The sequence below is a fragment of the Neorhizobium sp. DAR64862/K0K3 genome (assembly GCF_050500185.1).
Lineage (GTDB): Bacteria > Pseudomonadota > Alphaproteobacteria > Rhizobiales > Rhizobiaceae > Neorhizobium > Neorhizobium soli.
Window position 1 is genome coordinate 1234559 of record NZ_CP191450.1, and the last position, 15088, is coordinate 1249646.

Genomic DNA, 15088 nt, shown 5'->3' on the forward strand with positions numbered 1-15088 from the left:
TATCAAACAAGCGACGGCGGCACGAGTGTGCCGCCGTTTGCTATTAGATCGGTTCGAAGAACGGTTGGCTTAGAAGCCCTTGCCATTCGTCAGTTCCATCCTGATGGTTTGGAGGATGATGTAGACGTCAAGCCAGATCGAGAAATTGGCAACATAATAGAGATCGCAGGCGATGCGAGCCCGGGCTTTCGAAGCACGATCCGTTGGCCCTCGCAGGCCGCGCATTTGCGCCAGCCCGGTAAGACCAGGCCGCATGCTGTGTCGCTGGTGATAATCCGGAACGAGTTCCTCATAGGTAACGCCGGCCGCAAGCATGCCGACGGCGTGGCATCTCGGACCGACAAGAGACATGTCCCCTTTGAGCACGTTGATGAGTTGCGGCAGTTCGTCGATATTGGATTTGCGAATGAATTGGCCGACCCGTGTAATCCGGGGATCGTTCCGAGTTGTCTGTGCGACGCCAGACACATCTCCCCGGTCGGTAAACATCGATCTGAACTTATAGATTTTAATCTTGCGACCGTCCTTACCCCATCGGATCTGGGAAAACAGCGGTGACCCTCTGCTCTCCGCACGGATGATCGCGCATATCAGGACGAACAGGGGAAGAAGCGTAACCAAGGCAATCAGGGATATCAGCATGTCGACTGCGCGCTTGGCCGCAAATTCCCAAGCCGCAGGCTGATCACTATATGTAAGCTTATAATTATCATTCGCCGAACTACCGGCGAGGTACTCACTAGCATCCAGTTGTACCACCAGGTCCACAGCACTCAAGGGAACCATCCAATATACGAGAGTTAATATATGATCGTCTTATCAATACTCCATATCTCGATTCTAAACACGAGTCAGCCCGGAACTTAATAAATGGTTAAATATAAAACAAGCAATATTGCTTTATTATTACATATGAAATTAGATTTGATACGTAGATTCGCAGCAACACGCGTCGAAACCCGCCGGTCCGTTCGAGTGAGCCGTGATATTTTGCGGCGACGACTTGAGAGATCGATCAAGTTATCCGCTGCACAGTTTTAGCTGTCATTGCCGCAATAATTTCGTCGCTTCCCGCACAGTATGCGCATACCGAGATGTGCGTTGCTTCCAAGCAAAAATCCCCGGGCGCATGAGCGAAGGTTCGGGGAACGCTGCAAAAAAAGTGAACGGGTATACTTACCAAACGGGTAAGACGATCGGGTACAAGATCGACAACGGCAAGATCTGCCTGCGATTTCCGAACGGACAGAAAGGTTGCGTAAGCGTCGAAACCGACGGCAAGCGCTCTGAAATGATCACCACAAAAGGTGATCGCTCCGACCTACAATCAGGCTCTTGCCGCAGCACTCCAGGACTACGGTCACATCACTCGCCAACAGCTACGATCCATTCGGCGTGATGTTATTTGCGTCTTGCGTTTTAATCTGAAAAATATACTAGATATAGACGCAAAGTACGGGTGATTGGAGAGGTTGAGATGGCCGCTTTACACGTAATCTCGAAGTTAACTATTGCGACATTACTCCTCGCAGCTTCGCTCGGGGCGTCGGCATACGCGGCGGATATCATTCAGCGGTCGAGGTATAACGAGACGCAACCGAATACACATCTTGTACGCTCGAGCTACGTCACAGAGGAATGCGAACTGCTTGAGATCACCTACCGAGAACCGCGCCAGATCGAAATCGTCAGGGTCTGTTACCCGCCGATTTTCTGAGCGCGAAGTTTCTCGGCGAGCGTTTTCATGGTCGATCGGCGGCGCTACAGTTCGCTTCAATTTGACCGATCACACTAACTGTATTCGAACTATTGTGCGGTACATATTCCTCATCTTGTGAGGGAAAAATGTCGCGTCGTTTCAGAAATCTGTCATTTGCGTTCGGTGTCTCCATTGCTCTCTGGGCTGTCATCATCCAGGGCATCAGCCAGATTGCCGAGCACATCGGCACGCCTCACGACACGACTGTCACGGCAAGTATCAAGTAGATCCGAAACGTAACTCAGTTTGTGACTTGCTGAGCAGCGGCTTTCGGAAGCGGATACGTTCCAACGAGATTGTATCGACTTTCATCCAGCATTTCCCGCTTATATGAAATGGTTGCCGCCGCAATCTCTCTGCGAAAATCCTGCCCGCGCGCCAAGGCGTCTCCGAGCGAAATGGACAGATACGCATCGAGATCGAGCAAGCGTGCAGCAATTGCGGACGCCTGATAGGCGAGCGCTTCCCGTTCGGACAAAGTTCCGAAGCTTATTTTCAGCCGGAATGTCGCGTTCCCTGCAGCCTCCCTACCCCGGATCTGGACGAATATCGATGACTGACGTCCCAAATCCGCTCCCGTCACGAGATAGCTGCATTCCCATTTGGCGCCACCGTCTTCGCGGGTAAACACAGGCTCCACCTCGGCAAGGGCTGCAAGAGTAGCGCACTGCTCGTCAGCACGTATCGGGGCGCGGCCCTTCAAGAGGCGGGCTTTCTTTGCAAAGACCACCGACACCCCCATGCTTGCCTGTGCGGCAGACTGTGCATTGACAAAGGGCACGCTCAGGTTCGCAACGCTGCTTTGCTGGAAACCCAGCCGCAGCAACAAAAGCTTGAGGCGGGTGTGATCATTGGACAGGAGAAGGCTTGCACCGATTGCGCTTGAGAAAGCGGCGAACAGGAGCATGAAGACGACGAGACCTCCCGGCCCCCGATGCCTTCCCCCTTCCGCAAACCGCCTATCGTTGTAATATCTGCTCAAGCCAAGAAAACCTCGTGAGCACTGCAAAAAACAGGAAAGGTACTTTAGGAAATAAAAACTGAGAACAATCTGGCATGCATTAGAAATGCGCGAACCCGAATCTTTATTTACAAAGATGACAATATCGACCGCTTTTATTATTCCAATATTACATTGGCACCGAACCCGAGCGCATGCGCTACCAGGCCGCATAGTATCTTGCTACCGCAGCGCACGCTAGAGGTGTTTTGTTATTCAGCTGCTACTAAACGAACGATGATTCGACCCTAGACGCGGGTCATCACAGCCTCCGGCCAAAATCGGTTGCGAGGGCGTTGGTACAGTTCGAAGGCTCCAGATGTTCAGACGCCTAATCCGCCTTATCGTCTGAACTCATCGGCTTGCTGGTTGGTGGCGAAACACCTCCGCCGTGATCGGCCGACCACGTCTGCGGCGAGCTGTTATGAGGCTTTGAATCGCCCGCGGTTTGCTCCCGCTCCTGGCTATGCTCACCCTGCGTGCTCCCTTCCGCCTGTGGCTCCTCATTGCCGGTTTCGTCGCGTTTTTCTTCGGTCATGATGTTGCTCCTGTTCGGCGAAACAACAGCTAGAGAACGCAAGGGTTCCGCCCGGGTCTTCCGGGACAACAGATTGCGGCACGATGGCGTCTTGCCGGAAATCCTGCGCAAAGGCTGTGTCGTGGTTGCGTCGGGTCATGCGCGAAGAAAAATGAGCAAAATAATCTCATTTGCCTGTTTTATTTGCTCGATCCTCTCCTCCAACAGCACAGGTTTTCCTAGATAACACCGCATCGAAAGGCCATCAGGCCTGATGCCCGAAAGGAATGACCATGAACTGGCTGAAATCCATCGCTGCTGCCGCCCTGCTGCAGGCCGTTGCCATCACTCCGTCTGTCGCTGGCGAAAACCTCGATCAGATCAAGGCCGCCGGCGTGATCAAGATCGGGACGGAAGGCACCTATGCGCCCTTCACTTTCCACGACAGCGCCAACAAGCTGACCGGCTTCGACGTCGAGATCGGCGAGGCTGTCGCCAACAAGCTTGGCGTGAAGGCAGAATTCATCGAAGGCAAGTGGGATGGCCTCATCGCTGGCATCGATGCCAAACGCTATGATGCCGTCATCAATCAAGTCGGCATCACCGAAGCCCGCAAGCAGAAATATGCCTTCTCCGACCCCTATATCGCGTCCAAGGCCGTGCTGATCGTTCGCAGCAATGACGAGGAGATCAAAGGGTTCGAAAGCCTAAAGGGCAAGAAGTCGGCACAGTCGCTGACCAGCAACTTCGGCAAGCTGGCCGAGGCGTCTGGAGCAGAGCTCGTCGGCACCGACGGCTTTGACCAGTCGATCCAGCTGGTTCTGACCCGCCGCGCCGATGCCACGATCAACGACAGCCTCTCCTTCCTCGATTTCAAGAAGAAGCAGCCTCAGGCTCCCGTTAAGATCGTTGCCGAAAAGGCGGATGCCGATTTCTCCGGCATCATCGTTCGCAAGGGCGACGACGAGCTGGTTTCAGCCATCAACAAGGCGCTCGCCGACATCAAGGCGGACGGAACCTACAAGACGATTTCTGACAAGTATTTCGGTCAGGACGTCTCGAAGTAAGAACGGACTGTTCCGTTCTTGAAACTGCGCCATATGTATCGAGATCAGAGCGCTCGGCGACCATCGCCGGGCGTCATATGTTTTGAGGTTCGCCGTGCCGCACTGGCTTCAATTGATGATCGATTCGTTGCCGACACTTCTGTGGGCCGGCGTGCAATTTACGATCCCGCTGACACTCCTTTCCTTTGTGCTGGGCCTATCGCTGGGGCTTGTCACCGCGGTCGCACGGTTGTTCGGGCCGTGGCCGGTTTCAGCAATCGCTCGCTTCTATGTATGGATCATTCGCGGTACGCCACTCCTTGTGCAGCTCTTCGTGATCTTCTACGGCCTGCCGAGTGTGGGAATTCTGCTTGATGCCTTTACGGCGGCCCTGATCGGCTTCACGCTCAATGTCGGTGCCTACACGTCGGAAATCATCCGTGCAGCCATCTCCTCCGTCCCCAAGGGTCAGTGGGAAGCCGCCTATTCCACCGGCATGAACTGGCGCCAGGCGATGCGGCGCACGATCCTGCCGCAGGCAAGCCGGGTATCCGTGCCGCCTCTGTCAAACACGTTCATATCGCTGGTCAAGGATACCTCGCTTGCCGCGGCAATCACCGTGCCCGAACTTTTCCAGTCCGCGCAGCGTATCGTTGCCACGACGTATGAGCCGCTCATCCTCTATATCGAGGCCGCCATCATCTATCTCGCTTTGAGCTCCATCCTGTCTCACCTGCAGTCCCGGCTCGAATTTCGCTTTGCCCGATACGGCGGCATGCTGGAGGCCAACCGATGATCGAACTGTCGCATATCGAAAAGCGTTTCGGCGACGCCGTAATTCTGAAGGATATCTCTCTCAGCTTTCCGGAGGGCAGCGTTTCGGCTCTGGTCGGACCGTCGGGCGGCGGCAAGAGTACCTTGCTCCGCTGTATCAACCTCCTGGAGCAACCGACCGCCGGAAGCGTCCGCATCGGCGCTGAGAGCGTCGACTTTGAACCCGGCCGCAAGGCGCCGTGGCAATCCATTCAGAAAGTGCGCAGCCAGACGGGAATGGTGTTTCAGAACTTCCAGCTTTTCCCACATCGCACGGCCATCGAAAACGTCATGGAAGGGCTGCTTGTCGTCCAGAAATGGTCCCGCGAAAAAGCCAGGGCGCGCGCCATGGAATTGCTGACGAAAGTCGGCATGGAACACAAGGCCGATGCCTGGCCCGCCAATCTCTCAGGCGGCCAGCAGCAGCGTGTGGCAATTGCACGGGCGCTCGCGCCCTTGCCGAAGGTTCTTTTGTGCGACGAACCGACTTCGGCGCTTGACCCGGAGCTTTCCGCCGAGGTCGTCGACGTGCTTGGCACCCTTGCCAAAGAGGGCACGACCATGGTGATGGCGACGCACGATCTCCGACTTGCCTCGCAGGTTGCCAATCTCGTTGTCTTTCTCGAGGCGGGGCAGGTCGTCGAGATCGGCAGCGCCGAACAGGTCTTTCGCAACCCTGTCCACGAACGCACACGTCAGTTCGTGTCGTCGATCAACGCCGCGCAGACCTTCTCGGCGTAGCCATTCCGGTGCTGCACGCCACTGCTGAAACCGCGTGCGGCCGTTGTTTGCATATTCAAAGACAGGGGTTGCCGAGCGATGACACAGACACGACCGCTACTCGATCCCCTCACCCAGGCGACGGTCACGATCGCCTGGGTGATCGTATTCAACAAGCCATTCTATCCCGTCTATGTCTGGTATCTCGTCGGCAATGGCGTGGCTGCGTCATGCGCTACCTTGCTTGCCGCCCCCCTGTTTCTCGCGATCCCTTTCATTGCTCGCCAATCACCCTTCATGGCGCGGTTGGCGTTGCCAATCGTCGGCACGCTCGACACGTTGTTCGAGACAAAACTGTTCGGGCATGGTTCGGGGACGGCGCTTTTTTTTGGTGCCTGCTTCATGCTTTCCGCACTGTCCTTTTTTGCCCAGGAGAAGTGGTGGCAGCGCAGCATGGCGGCCTTTGTCTTCGCTGTGTTTCTATTCTCGCAGTATCTTCTCGGTCCACCATTGCGGGTCTGGAGCGATCCTGACCTTGCCATCCTGCTCAGGCTCAACATGTTCTCGGTCGCATGCCTGATGGCCTTTATTGCCATACGTTATGCCGGTCTTGAGACCAGACGTGAGCGCCACTAACCATTTGTGATCCCGCGACTGCACAGTGCCTAATCTCCGCAACATCTGGAAACACGGAATTTTCAGGTTTTCCCTAAAGAATGGAGCGGATTGCTGACGACCGTCAATTTTAACAGGATGTCGGAACCTGTCCGCGGTTAAAGCATTATTTTTCGCAACGCTTATGAGGGGCGACGGACTTTATGGCTGTGGAAAAAGATGTTCGCGGCGCAAGAGACGCAGGCGACCGGCTAATCGCCGCCCACGCATCCGGAGATCCGTTCGCAGCAGCTTTCAAAGCAACACGCATGCCGATGATCATCACCGATCCACGCCAGGTCGATAACCCGATCATCTTTTCAAATCGAGCGTTCTCGAAGTTAACCGGGTACTCGGCGCAGGAACTTGTTGGGCGCAACTGCCGCCTCTTACAGGGTCCGCAAACTGACCCTGCGGCTGTTGCCAAAATTCGGGAAGCGGTGTCGCAAGAGCGGGATCTTGCGATCGACATTCTCAACTATCGGCGCGACGGCACGACCTTCTGGAATGCTCTGTTCGTCAGCCCGGTTCGAAACGAAGATGGGCAAGTCATCTACTTCTTCGCGTCTCAGTTGGACTTTACCAACATCAAGAGCAAAGAGGCAGAACTAGCGGCGGCTCGGCATATCGCGGAAGAGGAAGTCGCAAGGCGCACAGCGGACCTGACGGACGCGCTGACAACGAAGACCGCGCTCGTTCACGAAGTCGACCACCGCGTCAAAAACAATCTTCTGACCATCGCCTCGATCGTCAAGCTCCAGGCGCGGATGGCGGAGGACGAGGTAGCAAAGCGGACCCTGTTTTCCGTCCTCAGCCGCGTCGAAGCGCTGAGCACTGTTCACCGTAAGCTTCTGAATGACGATGATGTCGGCCATTTCGATGTTGCAGAGTTCGCAGGCGACCTCATCGTTGATGTGGTCGGCGCGCTTAGGCGATCTGACATTGTGATGACAACCGACCTGCACGAAGTCATCGTCCCGGCTGACAAGGCATCACCTCTCGCTCTTATCTTGAACGAGCTGATCGGTGATGTCGTTCGACGCGGCTTGAGCGATGGCGGCGGCGAAATTCACCTGGAAGTGAGACGCCTGAACGGACACTTCTTGGTAAGGGTCGTCGACACGGTCACCCCCGTTGTCTTTGACCAGCGCGAACACGACTTCGGCAGACTGATGCTGGAGACCTGTGCCAGGCAGCTGGGCGCTGAAATCGAACGGAAAACGGATGGCAAGCGCACAGAAGTGAGCGTTACCCTGATGGTCAATGAGTAAGGAACAGAATTTTGCGCGTGATGATCGTGGAAGACGAGGCGCTGCTTGCGCTCGAACTTGAAACTGAGGTCGAGGCTGCGGGTCACGATGTTGTCGGCCAAGCGGCTTCAAGCTCAACCGCATACGAACTTGCTGAAAAGTCTGCGCCTGACTTCGCTTTCGTCGACATCCAACTTCTTGATGGCCCGACAGGGATCGACGTCGGAAAATTCCTTGCTTCGAAAAACGTCCCTTACATATTTGTTTCAGGAAATTTGAAGCGGATCCCGGACGATTTTGCAGGCGCGCTCGGCGCAATCGAGAAGCCGTACACAATGAACGGACTGCAGAACGCGTTGGATTATCTAGCGCTACGGGTCGAAGGTGGGGAAGTACCGAGCCCCCCTCCTGGCCTAATCCTGGCCTCCGAGGTCGCCTGACTGTTTAGAAGCATGGGCGCCGCCCTGTCTAACCGTGTCCATCAATCCGCAGACATCGGATACTGATGGCCTTCACTTCTCGAAAGTAGGGCCCCGCTGCTGCAGGGCCTCCACTTCTGGTGCTGGTGTAGCGATCAGGCTGCAGCCAGCGCCTTTTCGATATCCTGGATCGAATGGCCCGTAAGGTCCTTGTCGAGTTCGCCAATCAGAACGTCAGACAGCGACTTGTGGTAGCTCTTGCGCATTTCGCCGAGCGTGCGGGGCGCCGCCACGACAACAAGATTTTTGATCTTTCCATCCAGCACATGTTTGTTCAGCATGTCGGCAATGCCGTTGCTGAAACCGTCTTCGTCCTGCTGGCTGTCATCCGGGTTTGCGGAACTGCTGGAATGGCGCGCACCGGAAGAGATTTTCGAGCTGTCGATGTCCGTGGCCGGCATCGCTCTCAGCTTGACGTTTACTGCGTCACCTTCATTCTTGAAAAGGCTGAGCTTTTCGCCATCGGCAACGGCAACGATCGTGTTCTGTGGTAGCTGCATAAGGGTCTCCATAGTCAGCACCGCCTGCTTCCTTCAGGGAACCAGACAGTGCATGTTTCGAGGCCTACAGTAATCCCGCAGCGGCGGATCGGTTCCGAGCAAATGACGTGGATAGCGCTGAGTTATCTGATCCTTGACACCCGCCGTACCTGACGGAACTGTCGCAAATCGGGCACCGGCTGCGACGCGGCTCCGTCGGCTACTGCGCGGTAAAAAACGTCAGAAGCACTTTTCCTTTTTCGCCCAGAAGGCAGACGAAACGATCAGGCTTACCGGTTTCGCCGCCGCGTGCGATATAGGCATCGCCCATGACGACGGTCTTCACCGCGACATTCTCGACCTTGGTATCGGCCGAGCTCACGGCCAGGGTTTCCATGTCGAGCACGAGATCGGTGATGGCGGACGATTTTTCCTGCAGCGCCAGCAAGCCGGTCGATTGGCATGCCTGGGCTGCCTCGTCGTTGTTCGTCTGGGCGTAGGTTGCTCCGGCGGTGAGGCAAAGAGCGGCAAAGGCGGTCACGGAAAGTCGTTTCATAAGGGCCCCCAAGAAAAGTCGGCATTGACTGCGACCTCGAATGCATTTGACCTCGATTTGTTCCCTTCCACCCTGAGGCTAAGCCGCGCCGATTGTGGCACAACAGGATACGCACGGCGTGGTGGCCTTATCGATTTCCTGCGCCGATCAAGCACTCGGCTGCCGCTCGGTCATGATTAGACGTTTGAGCGTGTACCTGTTAGACCTTTGCCAACGGATCGACCGTCATGACATCGCGCTGACCGTCGCGTCAGCTTTCAAGAAAGAGAGATCGATATGGGTTGGAAAACGCCAAAGGTCGAATACGTGAACGGTTACAAGATCGTCGAGGTCGATGGGCCATCCTTCAAGGTGTACGAAGGCGATCGCCAGCTGGGCGATGACTTCCCTTATTCCGGCGAGGCTGCGGCTCTCGCGAATTCTCTGCCAAAGCTGGATATGCCGAAACCTAGTCATGGGTTGCCCTCGTTCCGCTGACGGCGGGCCATCGCCTCTTCAAGTGATGCATCGCAAGGGATTGGCGATGGATATTTCGGTTCGGCTCACGACTCACCCTGGCCTCGATGATCGGATTGTCATCGTGAGGGCTGGCGACGAGGTCGATGCCGTCTTCGTGCGGACTGATCGGTTCAATGTCCTCGTCGATACGCTTGGCACCCCATCCCTGTGTCGGGAGGCGCTAGCACTGCTCGACGACCAGATGGGCGACCGGCCTCTGCTGGTCATCAACTCCCACATGGACTGGGACCACTTTTGGGGCAATTCCGGGCTTGGCGATCGCATACCGATCATCGCGCACGCCAAGGCGCTGGAGCGGCTAAACGATCCCGCTGCACGAGATAAGCTGGTCGAAAAACAGCGCGACGCACGATTTCGGGATGTCGAGATTGTTGCCCCCAATCTATGCTTCACTGGCGAGAGCATGATCCTGGATGGCGGCGATCTGGTCCTCGAATTGCTTCACACGCCCGGACATACGCCGGATCATGTCGCGGTCTGGATCCCTTCCATCCGAACCTGTCTTGCGGTCGATGCCGTCGAGTGGCCGATCCCCGAGGTCTGGAGCAAGGATCCTCACGATCTCAAGGCGCTTTGCTGCTCGTTGAAAACAATCCGTGATCTTGATGCCCGCCACGTCGTTCTAGCTCACGGCCAGACCTCCGCACCGTCGATCGTCGAAGCGAACCTTGCTTACTTCTCACGACTGCACGACCGCATCGCCGCTCTTGACGGCCCCGCGTTGGCCAATGCTGATCTCGACCAGAAAGACGGCTTGCGCCTGCGGGACTTCCTGAGCTTGCCAGAGGATATGCCGGGCGAAACGGCAGCATTTTATGAACGCTGCCATCGGTCCAACCTTTATGCGGCAGCGGAAGCCTGGAAGGCCGGTGTCGCTTATATCTGAACCGTCCATCCTCCGGCGCGCGTGTTTGCTCGAACCGGACGGAGCGAGAGCACAATCTTCGTTCCCCTTTTGCGAGTATCAGGCTGATCGTCACGGAACTCCTGCTCTTGCTACCTGTTGGATAGGACAGAAAAGGAGCACTGCAATGAGTAAACCGGAAGACGATGCAAAGGGTCAGTACGCCCCGTCCCAGGCCGATCGCAAGGCGACAGGGGTTCACAGCGCAAAGCCGACAGTCGTAACGGGCTCTGAAGACGCGACCGTTCACCGCGATGCGCCGGGAAAGAAATCCGAAAAGGATTTTGATCTCAACTATGATTCCAAGGACATGAACGAAGGCAGTTTCCGCGGCTGAAGCACAGCACGCGGTCACCTACCCCAGCAGGATCAGCCGTGGCGCTCCATAAGATCGTCACGCTGCTCCTGCGTCAGTGGCCTGATTTTCTCGCCACGCAGCATCAGGAACAGTTTCGCCGTTTCTTCGAGCTCCTCGGTCGCGTATTGCGCCTCGCGCAGCGATTTCCCGGCAACGACCGGCCCGTGATTGGCGAGCAGGACGGCGTGACTGTCGCGAGCACGCTCCCGCACCGCCTCCGCCAAAGCGGCATCGCCTGGCGGGAAATACGGAGCCATCGGCAGTTTTCCCACCCGCATGACGTAATAAGCCGTCAGTGGCGGAAGAAGATCCTCCGGGTTCAGTCCTTCGATGAGGCTGATCGCGACGGCATTCGTCGAGTGAAGGTGAACGACCGCTGAAGCCGTGCTGCGTTCGCAATACATGCACTGGTGCAGAAACGCTTCCTTGGTCGGTTTGTCGCCGGAGACATGCACGCCCTCAGCCGAGAATTTCGAAAGGCGCGCCGGATCGAGCGCGCCAAGCGATGCGTTTGTCGGCGTCATCAGCATATCGCCATTCGATAGCCGCGCACTGATGTTGCCGGTCGATCCGAACGTGAAGCACCGGTCGAAAAGCGACTTGCCAACCGTGACGATCTCGTCGCGAAGCTTTGTTTCCTCGGAAAGAACTGCCGTCATTTCAAAAGCTCCCACGCCTTGAGGAAGAAGTCGGCGGTGCCGAAATTGCCGGATTTGAGTGCAAGCGCCATAGGTTTTCCATCACCCATCGTCAGTGTCCAGGGCACACCCGGGTCGATCTCGCGGCCGATAAACAAGGCGGACGGCGCCAGTGCTCCAACGACGGCGCCTGACGTTTCTCCGCCGGCAACGATCAGCCTCCGGACCCCGTTTTCGCGCAGTCCGATGGCGGTTTTTGCGAGGAACTGCTCGACGATCTCGCCAGCCTTTTCCTGTCCAAGGCTGTCTTGGGCTGCCAGAACATCCTTGGGATCGGCGCTCGAGTAGATCAGTGGAACGCCTTCCTGCGCCAGAGCCCATCTGATCGCTTCGTCAACGTCCATACGCCCTTGTGCGATATCGACCGGATCGAGCTTGAGCGTTGACATGCCGGCCTCGATAGCGGCCTTGATCTGGCCCCGTGTCGCCTCTGAACAGGAACCGGCAAGAATGGCGGCCCTCCCGTCCGGCGCCTGAAACTGTCCTGCCGTGATGTCTCGTTGCAAAAGCTTCGCGCGCCGAAAGTTCTCGGGCAGACCGATTGCGATGCCGGAACCGCCGGTGATCAGCGGGAACTCTGCGACTGCCTCACCGATCACGCGCAGATCCTGGTCGGTAATCGCGTCGACGACCACGACGCCGTCACCACGCCGACGCGCCTCGTCGAATGCCGCCCGAACGCTCTCGGCACCCTTTGCGACGTTCTCGTGTGAGACAAGGCCGACCTGAAGTTTGGATTGTGCCGCCATCAGACGCACCAGCGACGAATCCGTCATCGGCGTCAGGGGGTGATGGCGCATGGGACTGTCCGAGAGCAGTTGATCCGCCACGAAGAGATGACCCTTGTAGATCGTCCGGCGGTTGGCAGGGAAAGCAGGGCAGACGATCGTCAGATCCGTCCCAAGCTCGCGTGCGAGCGCATCGGTAACCGGCCCGATATTGCCCTTCGGCGTCGAATCGAAGGTTGAGCAGTATTTGAAGATGATCTGGCGGGCACCGGCCGTCTTCAGCCAACGCAGTGCCTCGAGCGACATCGCGACCGCCACGTCAGCGGGATTGGTACGGGATTTCAGGGCGACGACGACCGCGTCGACATCGCTCAGATCGAAATCGGCGGGCGGAACGCCCACCGTCTGGATCGTGCGCATGCCCTCCCTCGACAGCATCAGGGCAAGGTCCGTTGCGCCGGTCAGATCATCGGCGATTGCGCCAAGCAGCATATCATTCTCCCGTCTTGAGGATGGGCTCCGCCTTCAGGCGGTTGCCCCCTCTATAATTGAAAAACCCGTGTCGATGATCCTTGCCTCCTGCGGACGCTGAGGCGTCTCCAGCAAGGCTTCGATTGCCGTCTTGCCGATGGCAAAGCGATTGGAAAGCACCGTCGTCAGCGGCTTTGGCAGAACCTGTCCGATCTCGAGCCCGTTGAAGCCCATCAGCGCGAGACCGTCCGGCACCGGCATTCCGGCCGCCATGCAGTGCATGAAACCGCCCACCGCCATGTCGTCGTTGGAAAACGCCGCCGCATCGATGGCGGCACCGTCGGCAAGAAGACTGGCCAGAGCTCGACGTCCTTCGAGCGTCGAACTTGGCGCCTCTGTCCGATACTCCGAGACCAGTGACAAGCCCGTCTCAGACAAACCTTCGCAAAGCCCCTCATACCTTAAACGCGCGCGCCGATCCGCAGTCCAGTCATGGCCCACATAGCCGATACTCGAATAGCCGCGCTGAACGAGATGGCGTGCCATCGCGCGGCCGGCGTCGCGATGCGACAGGCCGACCGCAAGGTCGATGGGCCGGTCATCGATATCCATCAGTTCGGCGATCCGCACCCGGCTGCCTTCAAGCATGCGTCTTGCGGCCGTGGTATGCTCGAAACCTGTGGTGATGATCGCCGCCGGATGCCAGGCCAGAAGCGACGAAATAATATCCTGCTCGGTCTCGAGACTGTAATCGGTCACACCGATCATCGGGCGATAGGACGTGCCGATCAGCCCGGCATTGATACCCCTGAGCACTTCGGGAAATACGATGTTCGACAACGACGGCAAGATGACGCCGATGATCGGCGAAGACGAGGACGCAAGCGAACCGGCAGCCCTGTTAGGGACATAGCCGAGTGCGTCGATTGCCGCATTGACGCGGAGCCTTGTCTCCGGTGCGATCGGTCCCTTGTTGCGGATCACGCGCGAGACGGTGTTCTCGCTGACTTTTGCCAGCCGAGCGACATGCGCAAGCGTCGGCGTCTCAGCGGCCGAGGGCACGCTATCGTCTGCAATGGACCTTCCCTCCCCGTCCAAGTCGTTCTCTCCTCCATTTATCTCAGCGCTAACATATGTCGCTTGAACAGGGCAAGAGGATGTGGTTGAAAACATGTTAGCGCTGAGATTCTGACTACACAGCGCTTCATGGAGGTGCCGCTCATGTCCAGCCCAACCACTATCGCCATCATCGGCCTCGGCTCAATGGGACTAGGCATGGCACGCTCTGTGCTGAGCGCCGGTCACAAGGTTCGCGGCTTCGACGTCAATCGGGACGCGCTCTCGACCCTCGAAAATGAGGGTGGCGTTGCTGCCTCCTCGCCGGGCGATGCTGTTGAAGGCGCTGACATCGCGGTCGTCGTGGTCGTCAATGCGGCACAGACGGAAACAGTCCTTTTCGGCAAGGCCGGGATCGTCAGCGCGATGCATTCCGGCGGCGTCATCGTCTGCTGCGCCACCGTCTCGCCCAGCGATGCGAAATCCTTCGCCGCACGGACCGAGGCAGCCGGGCTGCTTTATCTCGACGGCCCGATCAGCGGGGGCTCGAAAAAGGCGCATTCGGGAGAACTGACCTTCATGGCATCGGGCTCGCCTGAAGCATTCAAGGCGGCGCGGCCGGCGCTCGATGCGATGGCGGCCACCGTCTACGAGCTTGGCGACCAGCCGGGTGTCGGCTCCTCCTTCAAGATCGTCAATCAGTTGCTGGCAGGTGTCCATATAGCGGCCGCCTGCGAAGCGATCACATTCGCGAAAAGCCTCGATCTCGACATTGCCAGGGTCTTTGACGTCATCACCAAATCGGCTGGCAATAGCTGGATGTTCGAAAACCGCATACCGCATGTGCTCGATGGCGATTACAGCCCTCACAGTGCGGTCTCGATCTTCACCAAGGATCTCGGCATTGTCTCCGACATAGGCCGCCAGCAGAAGTTTCCGCTTCCGATCACCGCGGCCGCATTGCAACTCTTCATCATGACCGAGGCCGCCGGGATGGGTCGCGATGACGACAGTTCGGTTGCGCGGCTGCTCGCCCAGATCACCGGGCTTCACCTGCCCGGCATGCCAGAGAAAGAATAGG

The 15088-nt window shown here is 57.4% G+C and carries 19 protein-coding genes; 11 read left to right on the plus strand and 8 right to left on the minus strand.

Annotated features, from left to right (window positions below; translation table 11 throughout):
• Positions 1–69: 69 nt before the first annotated feature.
• Positions 70–750, minus strand: a complete 681-nt coding sequence (locus tag ACQY1L_RS22505) for a sugar transferase (protein ID WP_256413911.1) — start codon at positions 748–750, stop codon at positions 70–72.
• Positions 751–1845: 1095 nt separating this feature from the next.
• Here ACQY1L_RS22505 and ACQY1L_RS22510 point away from each other — a divergent pair.
• Positions 1846–1986 (plus strand): hypothetical protein, encoded by a 141-nt coding sequence (locus ACQY1L_RS22510; protein WP_156461709.1) that lies wholly within the window; start codon positions 1846–1848, stop codon positions 1984–1986.
• A 14-nt stretch (positions 1987–2000) separates the two neighbouring features.
• Here the strand turns inward: ACQY1L_RS22510 and ACQY1L_RS22515 are convergent, their stop codons facing one another.
• Both ACQY1L_RS22515 and ACQY1L_RS22520 read right to left on the minus strand, forming a co-directional pair.
• Positions 2001–2666: a DUF6030 family protein gene (locus tag ACQY1L_RS22515; RefSeq protein ID WP_430244682.1), complete on the minus strand. Its 666-nt coding sequence runs from the start codon at positions 2664–2666 to the stop codon at positions 2001–2003.
• A 424-nt stretch (positions 2667–3090) separates the two neighbouring features.
• The gene (locus ACQY1L_RS22520) at positions 3091–3297 is read right to left on the minus strand and encodes a hypothetical protein (RefSeq protein ID WP_430244685.1); all 207 of its coding nucleotides are present in this window, start codon (positions 3295–3297) and stop codon (positions 3091–3093) included.
• 272 nt (positions 3298–3569) lie between these two features.
• Here ACQY1L_RS22520 and ACQY1L_RS22525 point away from each other — a divergent pair, with 272 nt between their 5' ends.
• The 6 genes from ACQY1L_RS22525 to ACQY1L_RS22550 all read left to right on the plus strand — a co-directional run bounded on the left by ACQY1L_RS22525 (position 3570) and on the right by ACQY1L_RS22550 (position 8199).
• Complete coding sequence (locus ACQY1L_RS22525; RefSeq protein WP_062460378.1) at positions 3570–4343, plus strand: amino acid ABC transporter substrate-binding protein; 774 nt, start codon at positions 3570–3572, stop codon at positions 4341–4343.
• Positions 4344–4437: 94 nt separating this feature from the next.
• Positions 4438–5118, plus strand: a complete 681-nt coding sequence (locus tag ACQY1L_RS22530) for an amino acid ABC transporter permease (protein WP_209898465.1) — start codon at positions 4438–4440, stop codon at positions 5116–5118.
• A complete protein-coding gene (locus tag ACQY1L_RS22535; RefSeq protein WP_430244687.1) occupies positions 5115–5876 on the plus strand; it encodes an amino acid ABC transporter ATP-binding protein in 762 nt (253 codons plus the stop codon). The genes ACQY1L_RS22530 and ACQY1L_RS22535 overlap by 4 nt, the downstream gene beginning before the upstream one ends.
• 78 nt (positions 5877–5954) lie before the next feature.
• A complete protein-coding gene (locus ACQY1L_RS22540) occupies positions 5955–6491 on the plus strand; it encodes a hypothetical protein (RefSeq protein WP_430244689.1) in 537 nt (178 codons plus the stop codon).
• Positions 6492–6673: 182 nt separating this feature from the next.
• Entirely contained in the window at positions 6674–7780 is a 1107-nt protein-coding gene (locus ACQY1L_RS22545; RefSeq protein ID WP_062458733.1) for a PAS domain-containing protein, read from the plus strand.
• Positions 7781–7791: 11 nt separating this feature from the next.
• Positions 7792–8199 (plus strand): response regulator, encoded by a 408-nt coding sequence (locus ACQY1L_RS22550; protein ID WP_174197456.1) that lies wholly within the window; start codon positions 7792–7794, stop codon positions 8197–8199.
• Between the two features lie 134 nt (positions 8200–8333).
• On the opposite strand, the gene ACQY1L_RS22555 is transcribed toward ACQY1L_RS22550, so the two are convergent.
• Complete coding sequence (locus tag ACQY1L_RS22555) at positions 8334–8738, minus strand: host attachment family protein (protein WP_430244692.1); 405 nt, start codon at positions 8736–8738, stop codon at positions 8334–8336.
• A gap of 199 nt (positions 8739–8937) precedes the next feature.
• Positions 8938–9273, minus strand: a complete 336-nt coding sequence (locus tag ACQY1L_RS22560) for a hypothetical protein (RefSeq protein ID WP_062458725.1) — start codon at positions 9271–9273, stop codon at positions 8938–8940.
• A 276-nt stretch (positions 9274–9549) separates the two neighbouring features.
• Between ACQY1L_RS22560 and ACQY1L_RS22565 the strand changes: the two genes are divergently transcribed.
• The 3 genes from ACQY1L_RS22565 (at position 9550) to ACQY1L_RS22575 (ending at position 11033) form a co-directional block, all read left to right on the plus strand.
• Positions 9550–9750 (plus strand): hypothetical protein, encoded by a 201-nt coding sequence (locus ACQY1L_RS22565; RefSeq protein ID WP_062576573.1) that lies wholly within the window; start codon positions 9550–9552, stop codon positions 9748–9750.
• A gap of 46 nt (positions 9751–9796) precedes the next feature.
• The gene (locus tag ACQY1L_RS22570; RefSeq protein WP_430244694.1) at positions 9797–10678 is read left to right on the plus strand and encodes an MBL fold metallo-hydrolase; all 882 of its coding nucleotides are present in this window, start codon (positions 9797–9799) and stop codon (positions 10676–10678) included.
• Between the two features lie 145 nt (positions 10679–10823).
• On the plus strand, positions 10824–11033 hold the full coding sequence (locus tag ACQY1L_RS22575; protein WP_430244696.1) for a hypothetical protein: 210 nt from the start codon (positions 10824–10826) through the stop codon (positions 11031–11033).
• 32 nt (positions 11034–11065) lie between these two features.
• On the opposite strand, the gene otnC is transcribed toward ACQY1L_RS22575, so the two are convergent.
• Genes otnC through ACQY1L_RS22590 form a run of 3 tightly spaced genes read right to left on the minus strand, consistent with a single transcriptional unit; the run spans position 11066 to position 14049 of the window.
• Positions 11066–11713 (minus strand): 3-oxo-tetronate 4-phosphate decarboxylase, encoded by a 648-nt coding sequence (otnC, locus tag ACQY1L_RS22580; protein WP_062458713.1) that lies wholly within the window; start codon positions 11711–11713, stop codon positions 11066–11068.
• The gene (otnK, locus tag ACQY1L_RS22585; RefSeq protein WP_430244697.1) at positions 11710–12972 is read right to left on the minus strand and encodes a 3-oxo-tetronate kinase; all 1263 of its coding nucleotides are present in this window, start codon (positions 12970–12972) and stop codon (positions 11710–11712) included. The genes otnC and otnK overlap by 4 nt, the downstream gene beginning before the upstream one ends.
• Positions 12973–13005: 33 nt before the next feature.
• Positions 13006–14049: a LacI family DNA-binding transcriptional regulator gene (locus tag ACQY1L_RS22590; RefSeq protein WP_430244699.1), complete on the minus strand. Its 1044-nt coding sequence runs from the start codon at positions 14047–14049 to the stop codon at positions 13006–13008.
• 123 nt (positions 14050–14172) lie between these two features.
• Between ACQY1L_RS22590 and ltnD the strand changes: the two genes are divergently transcribed.
• Positions 14173–15087 carry an L-threonate dehydrogenase gene (ltnD, locus tag ACQY1L_RS22595; protein WP_325264411.1) on the plus strand — a complete coding sequence of 305 codons (915 nt, stop codon included), beginning with the start codon at positions 14173–14175 and terminating at the stop codon, positions 15085–15087.
• Position 15088 lies beyond the last annotated feature (1 nt).

Excerpts from the sequence above, each read along its gene's own strand:
- ACQY1L_RS22520 (WP_430244685.1), bottom strand. The coding sequence starts at position 3,297 with ATGACCGAAGAAAAACGCGACGAAACCGGCAATGAGGAGCCACAGGCG.
- ACQY1L_RS22570 (WP_430244694.1), top strand. The coding sequence starts at position 9,797 with ATGGATATTTCGGTTCGGCTCACGACTCACCCTGGCCTCGATGATCGG.
- otnC (WP_062458713.1), bottom strand. The coding sequence starts at position 11,713 with ATGACGGCAGTTCTTTCCGAGGAAACAAAGCTTCGCGACGAGATCGTC.
- ACQY1L_RS22540 (WP_430244689.1), top strand. The coding sequence starts at position 5,955 with ATGACACAGACACGACCGCTACTCGATCCCCTCACCCAGGCGACGGTC.
- ACQY1L_RS22515 (WP_430244682.1), bottom strand. The coding sequence starts at position 2,666 with ATGCTCCTGTTCGCCGCTTTCTCAAGCGCAATCGGTGCAAGCCTTCTC.
- ACQY1L_RS22565 (WP_062576573.1), top strand. The coding sequence starts at position 9,550 with ATGGGTTGGAAAACGCCAAAGGTCGAATACGTGAACGGTTACAAGATC.
- ACQY1L_RS22535 (WP_430244687.1), top strand. The coding sequence starts at position 5,115 with ATGATCGAACTGTCGCATATCGAAAAGCGTTTCGGCGACGCCGTAATT.
- ltnD (WP_325264411.1), top strand. The coding sequence starts at position 14,173 with ATGTCCAGCCCAACCACTATCGCCATCATCGGCCTCGGCTCAATGGGA.
- ACQY1L_RS22555 (WP_430244692.1), bottom strand. The coding sequence starts at position 8,738 with ATGCAGCTACCACAGAACACGATCGTTGCCGTTGCCGATGGCGAAAAG.
- ACQY1L_RS22510 (WP_156461709.1), top strand. The coding sequence starts at position 1,846 with ATGTCGCGTCGTTTCAGAAATCTGTCATTTGCGTTCGGTGTCTCCATT.
- ACQY1L_RS22575 (WP_430244696.1), top strand. The coding sequence starts at position 10,824 with ATGAGTAAACCGGAAGACGATGCAAAGGGTCAGTACGCCCCGTCCCAG.
- ACQY1L_RS22560 (WP_062458725.1), bottom strand. The coding sequence starts at position 9,273 with ATGAAACGACTTTCCGTGACCGCCTTTGCCGCTCTTTGCCTCACCGCC.
- ACQY1L_RS22545 (WP_062458733.1), top strand. The coding sequence starts at position 6,674 with ATGGCTGTGGAAAAAGATGTTCGCGGCGCAAGAGACGCAGGCGACCGG.
- ACQY1L_RS22525 (WP_062460378.1), top strand. The coding sequence starts at position 3,570 with ATGAACTGGCTGAAATCCATCGCTGCTGCCGCCCTGCTGCAGGCCGTT.
- otnK (WP_430244697.1), bottom strand. The coding sequence starts at position 12,972 with ATGCTGCTTGGCGCAATCGCCGATGATCTGACCGGCGCAACGGACCTT.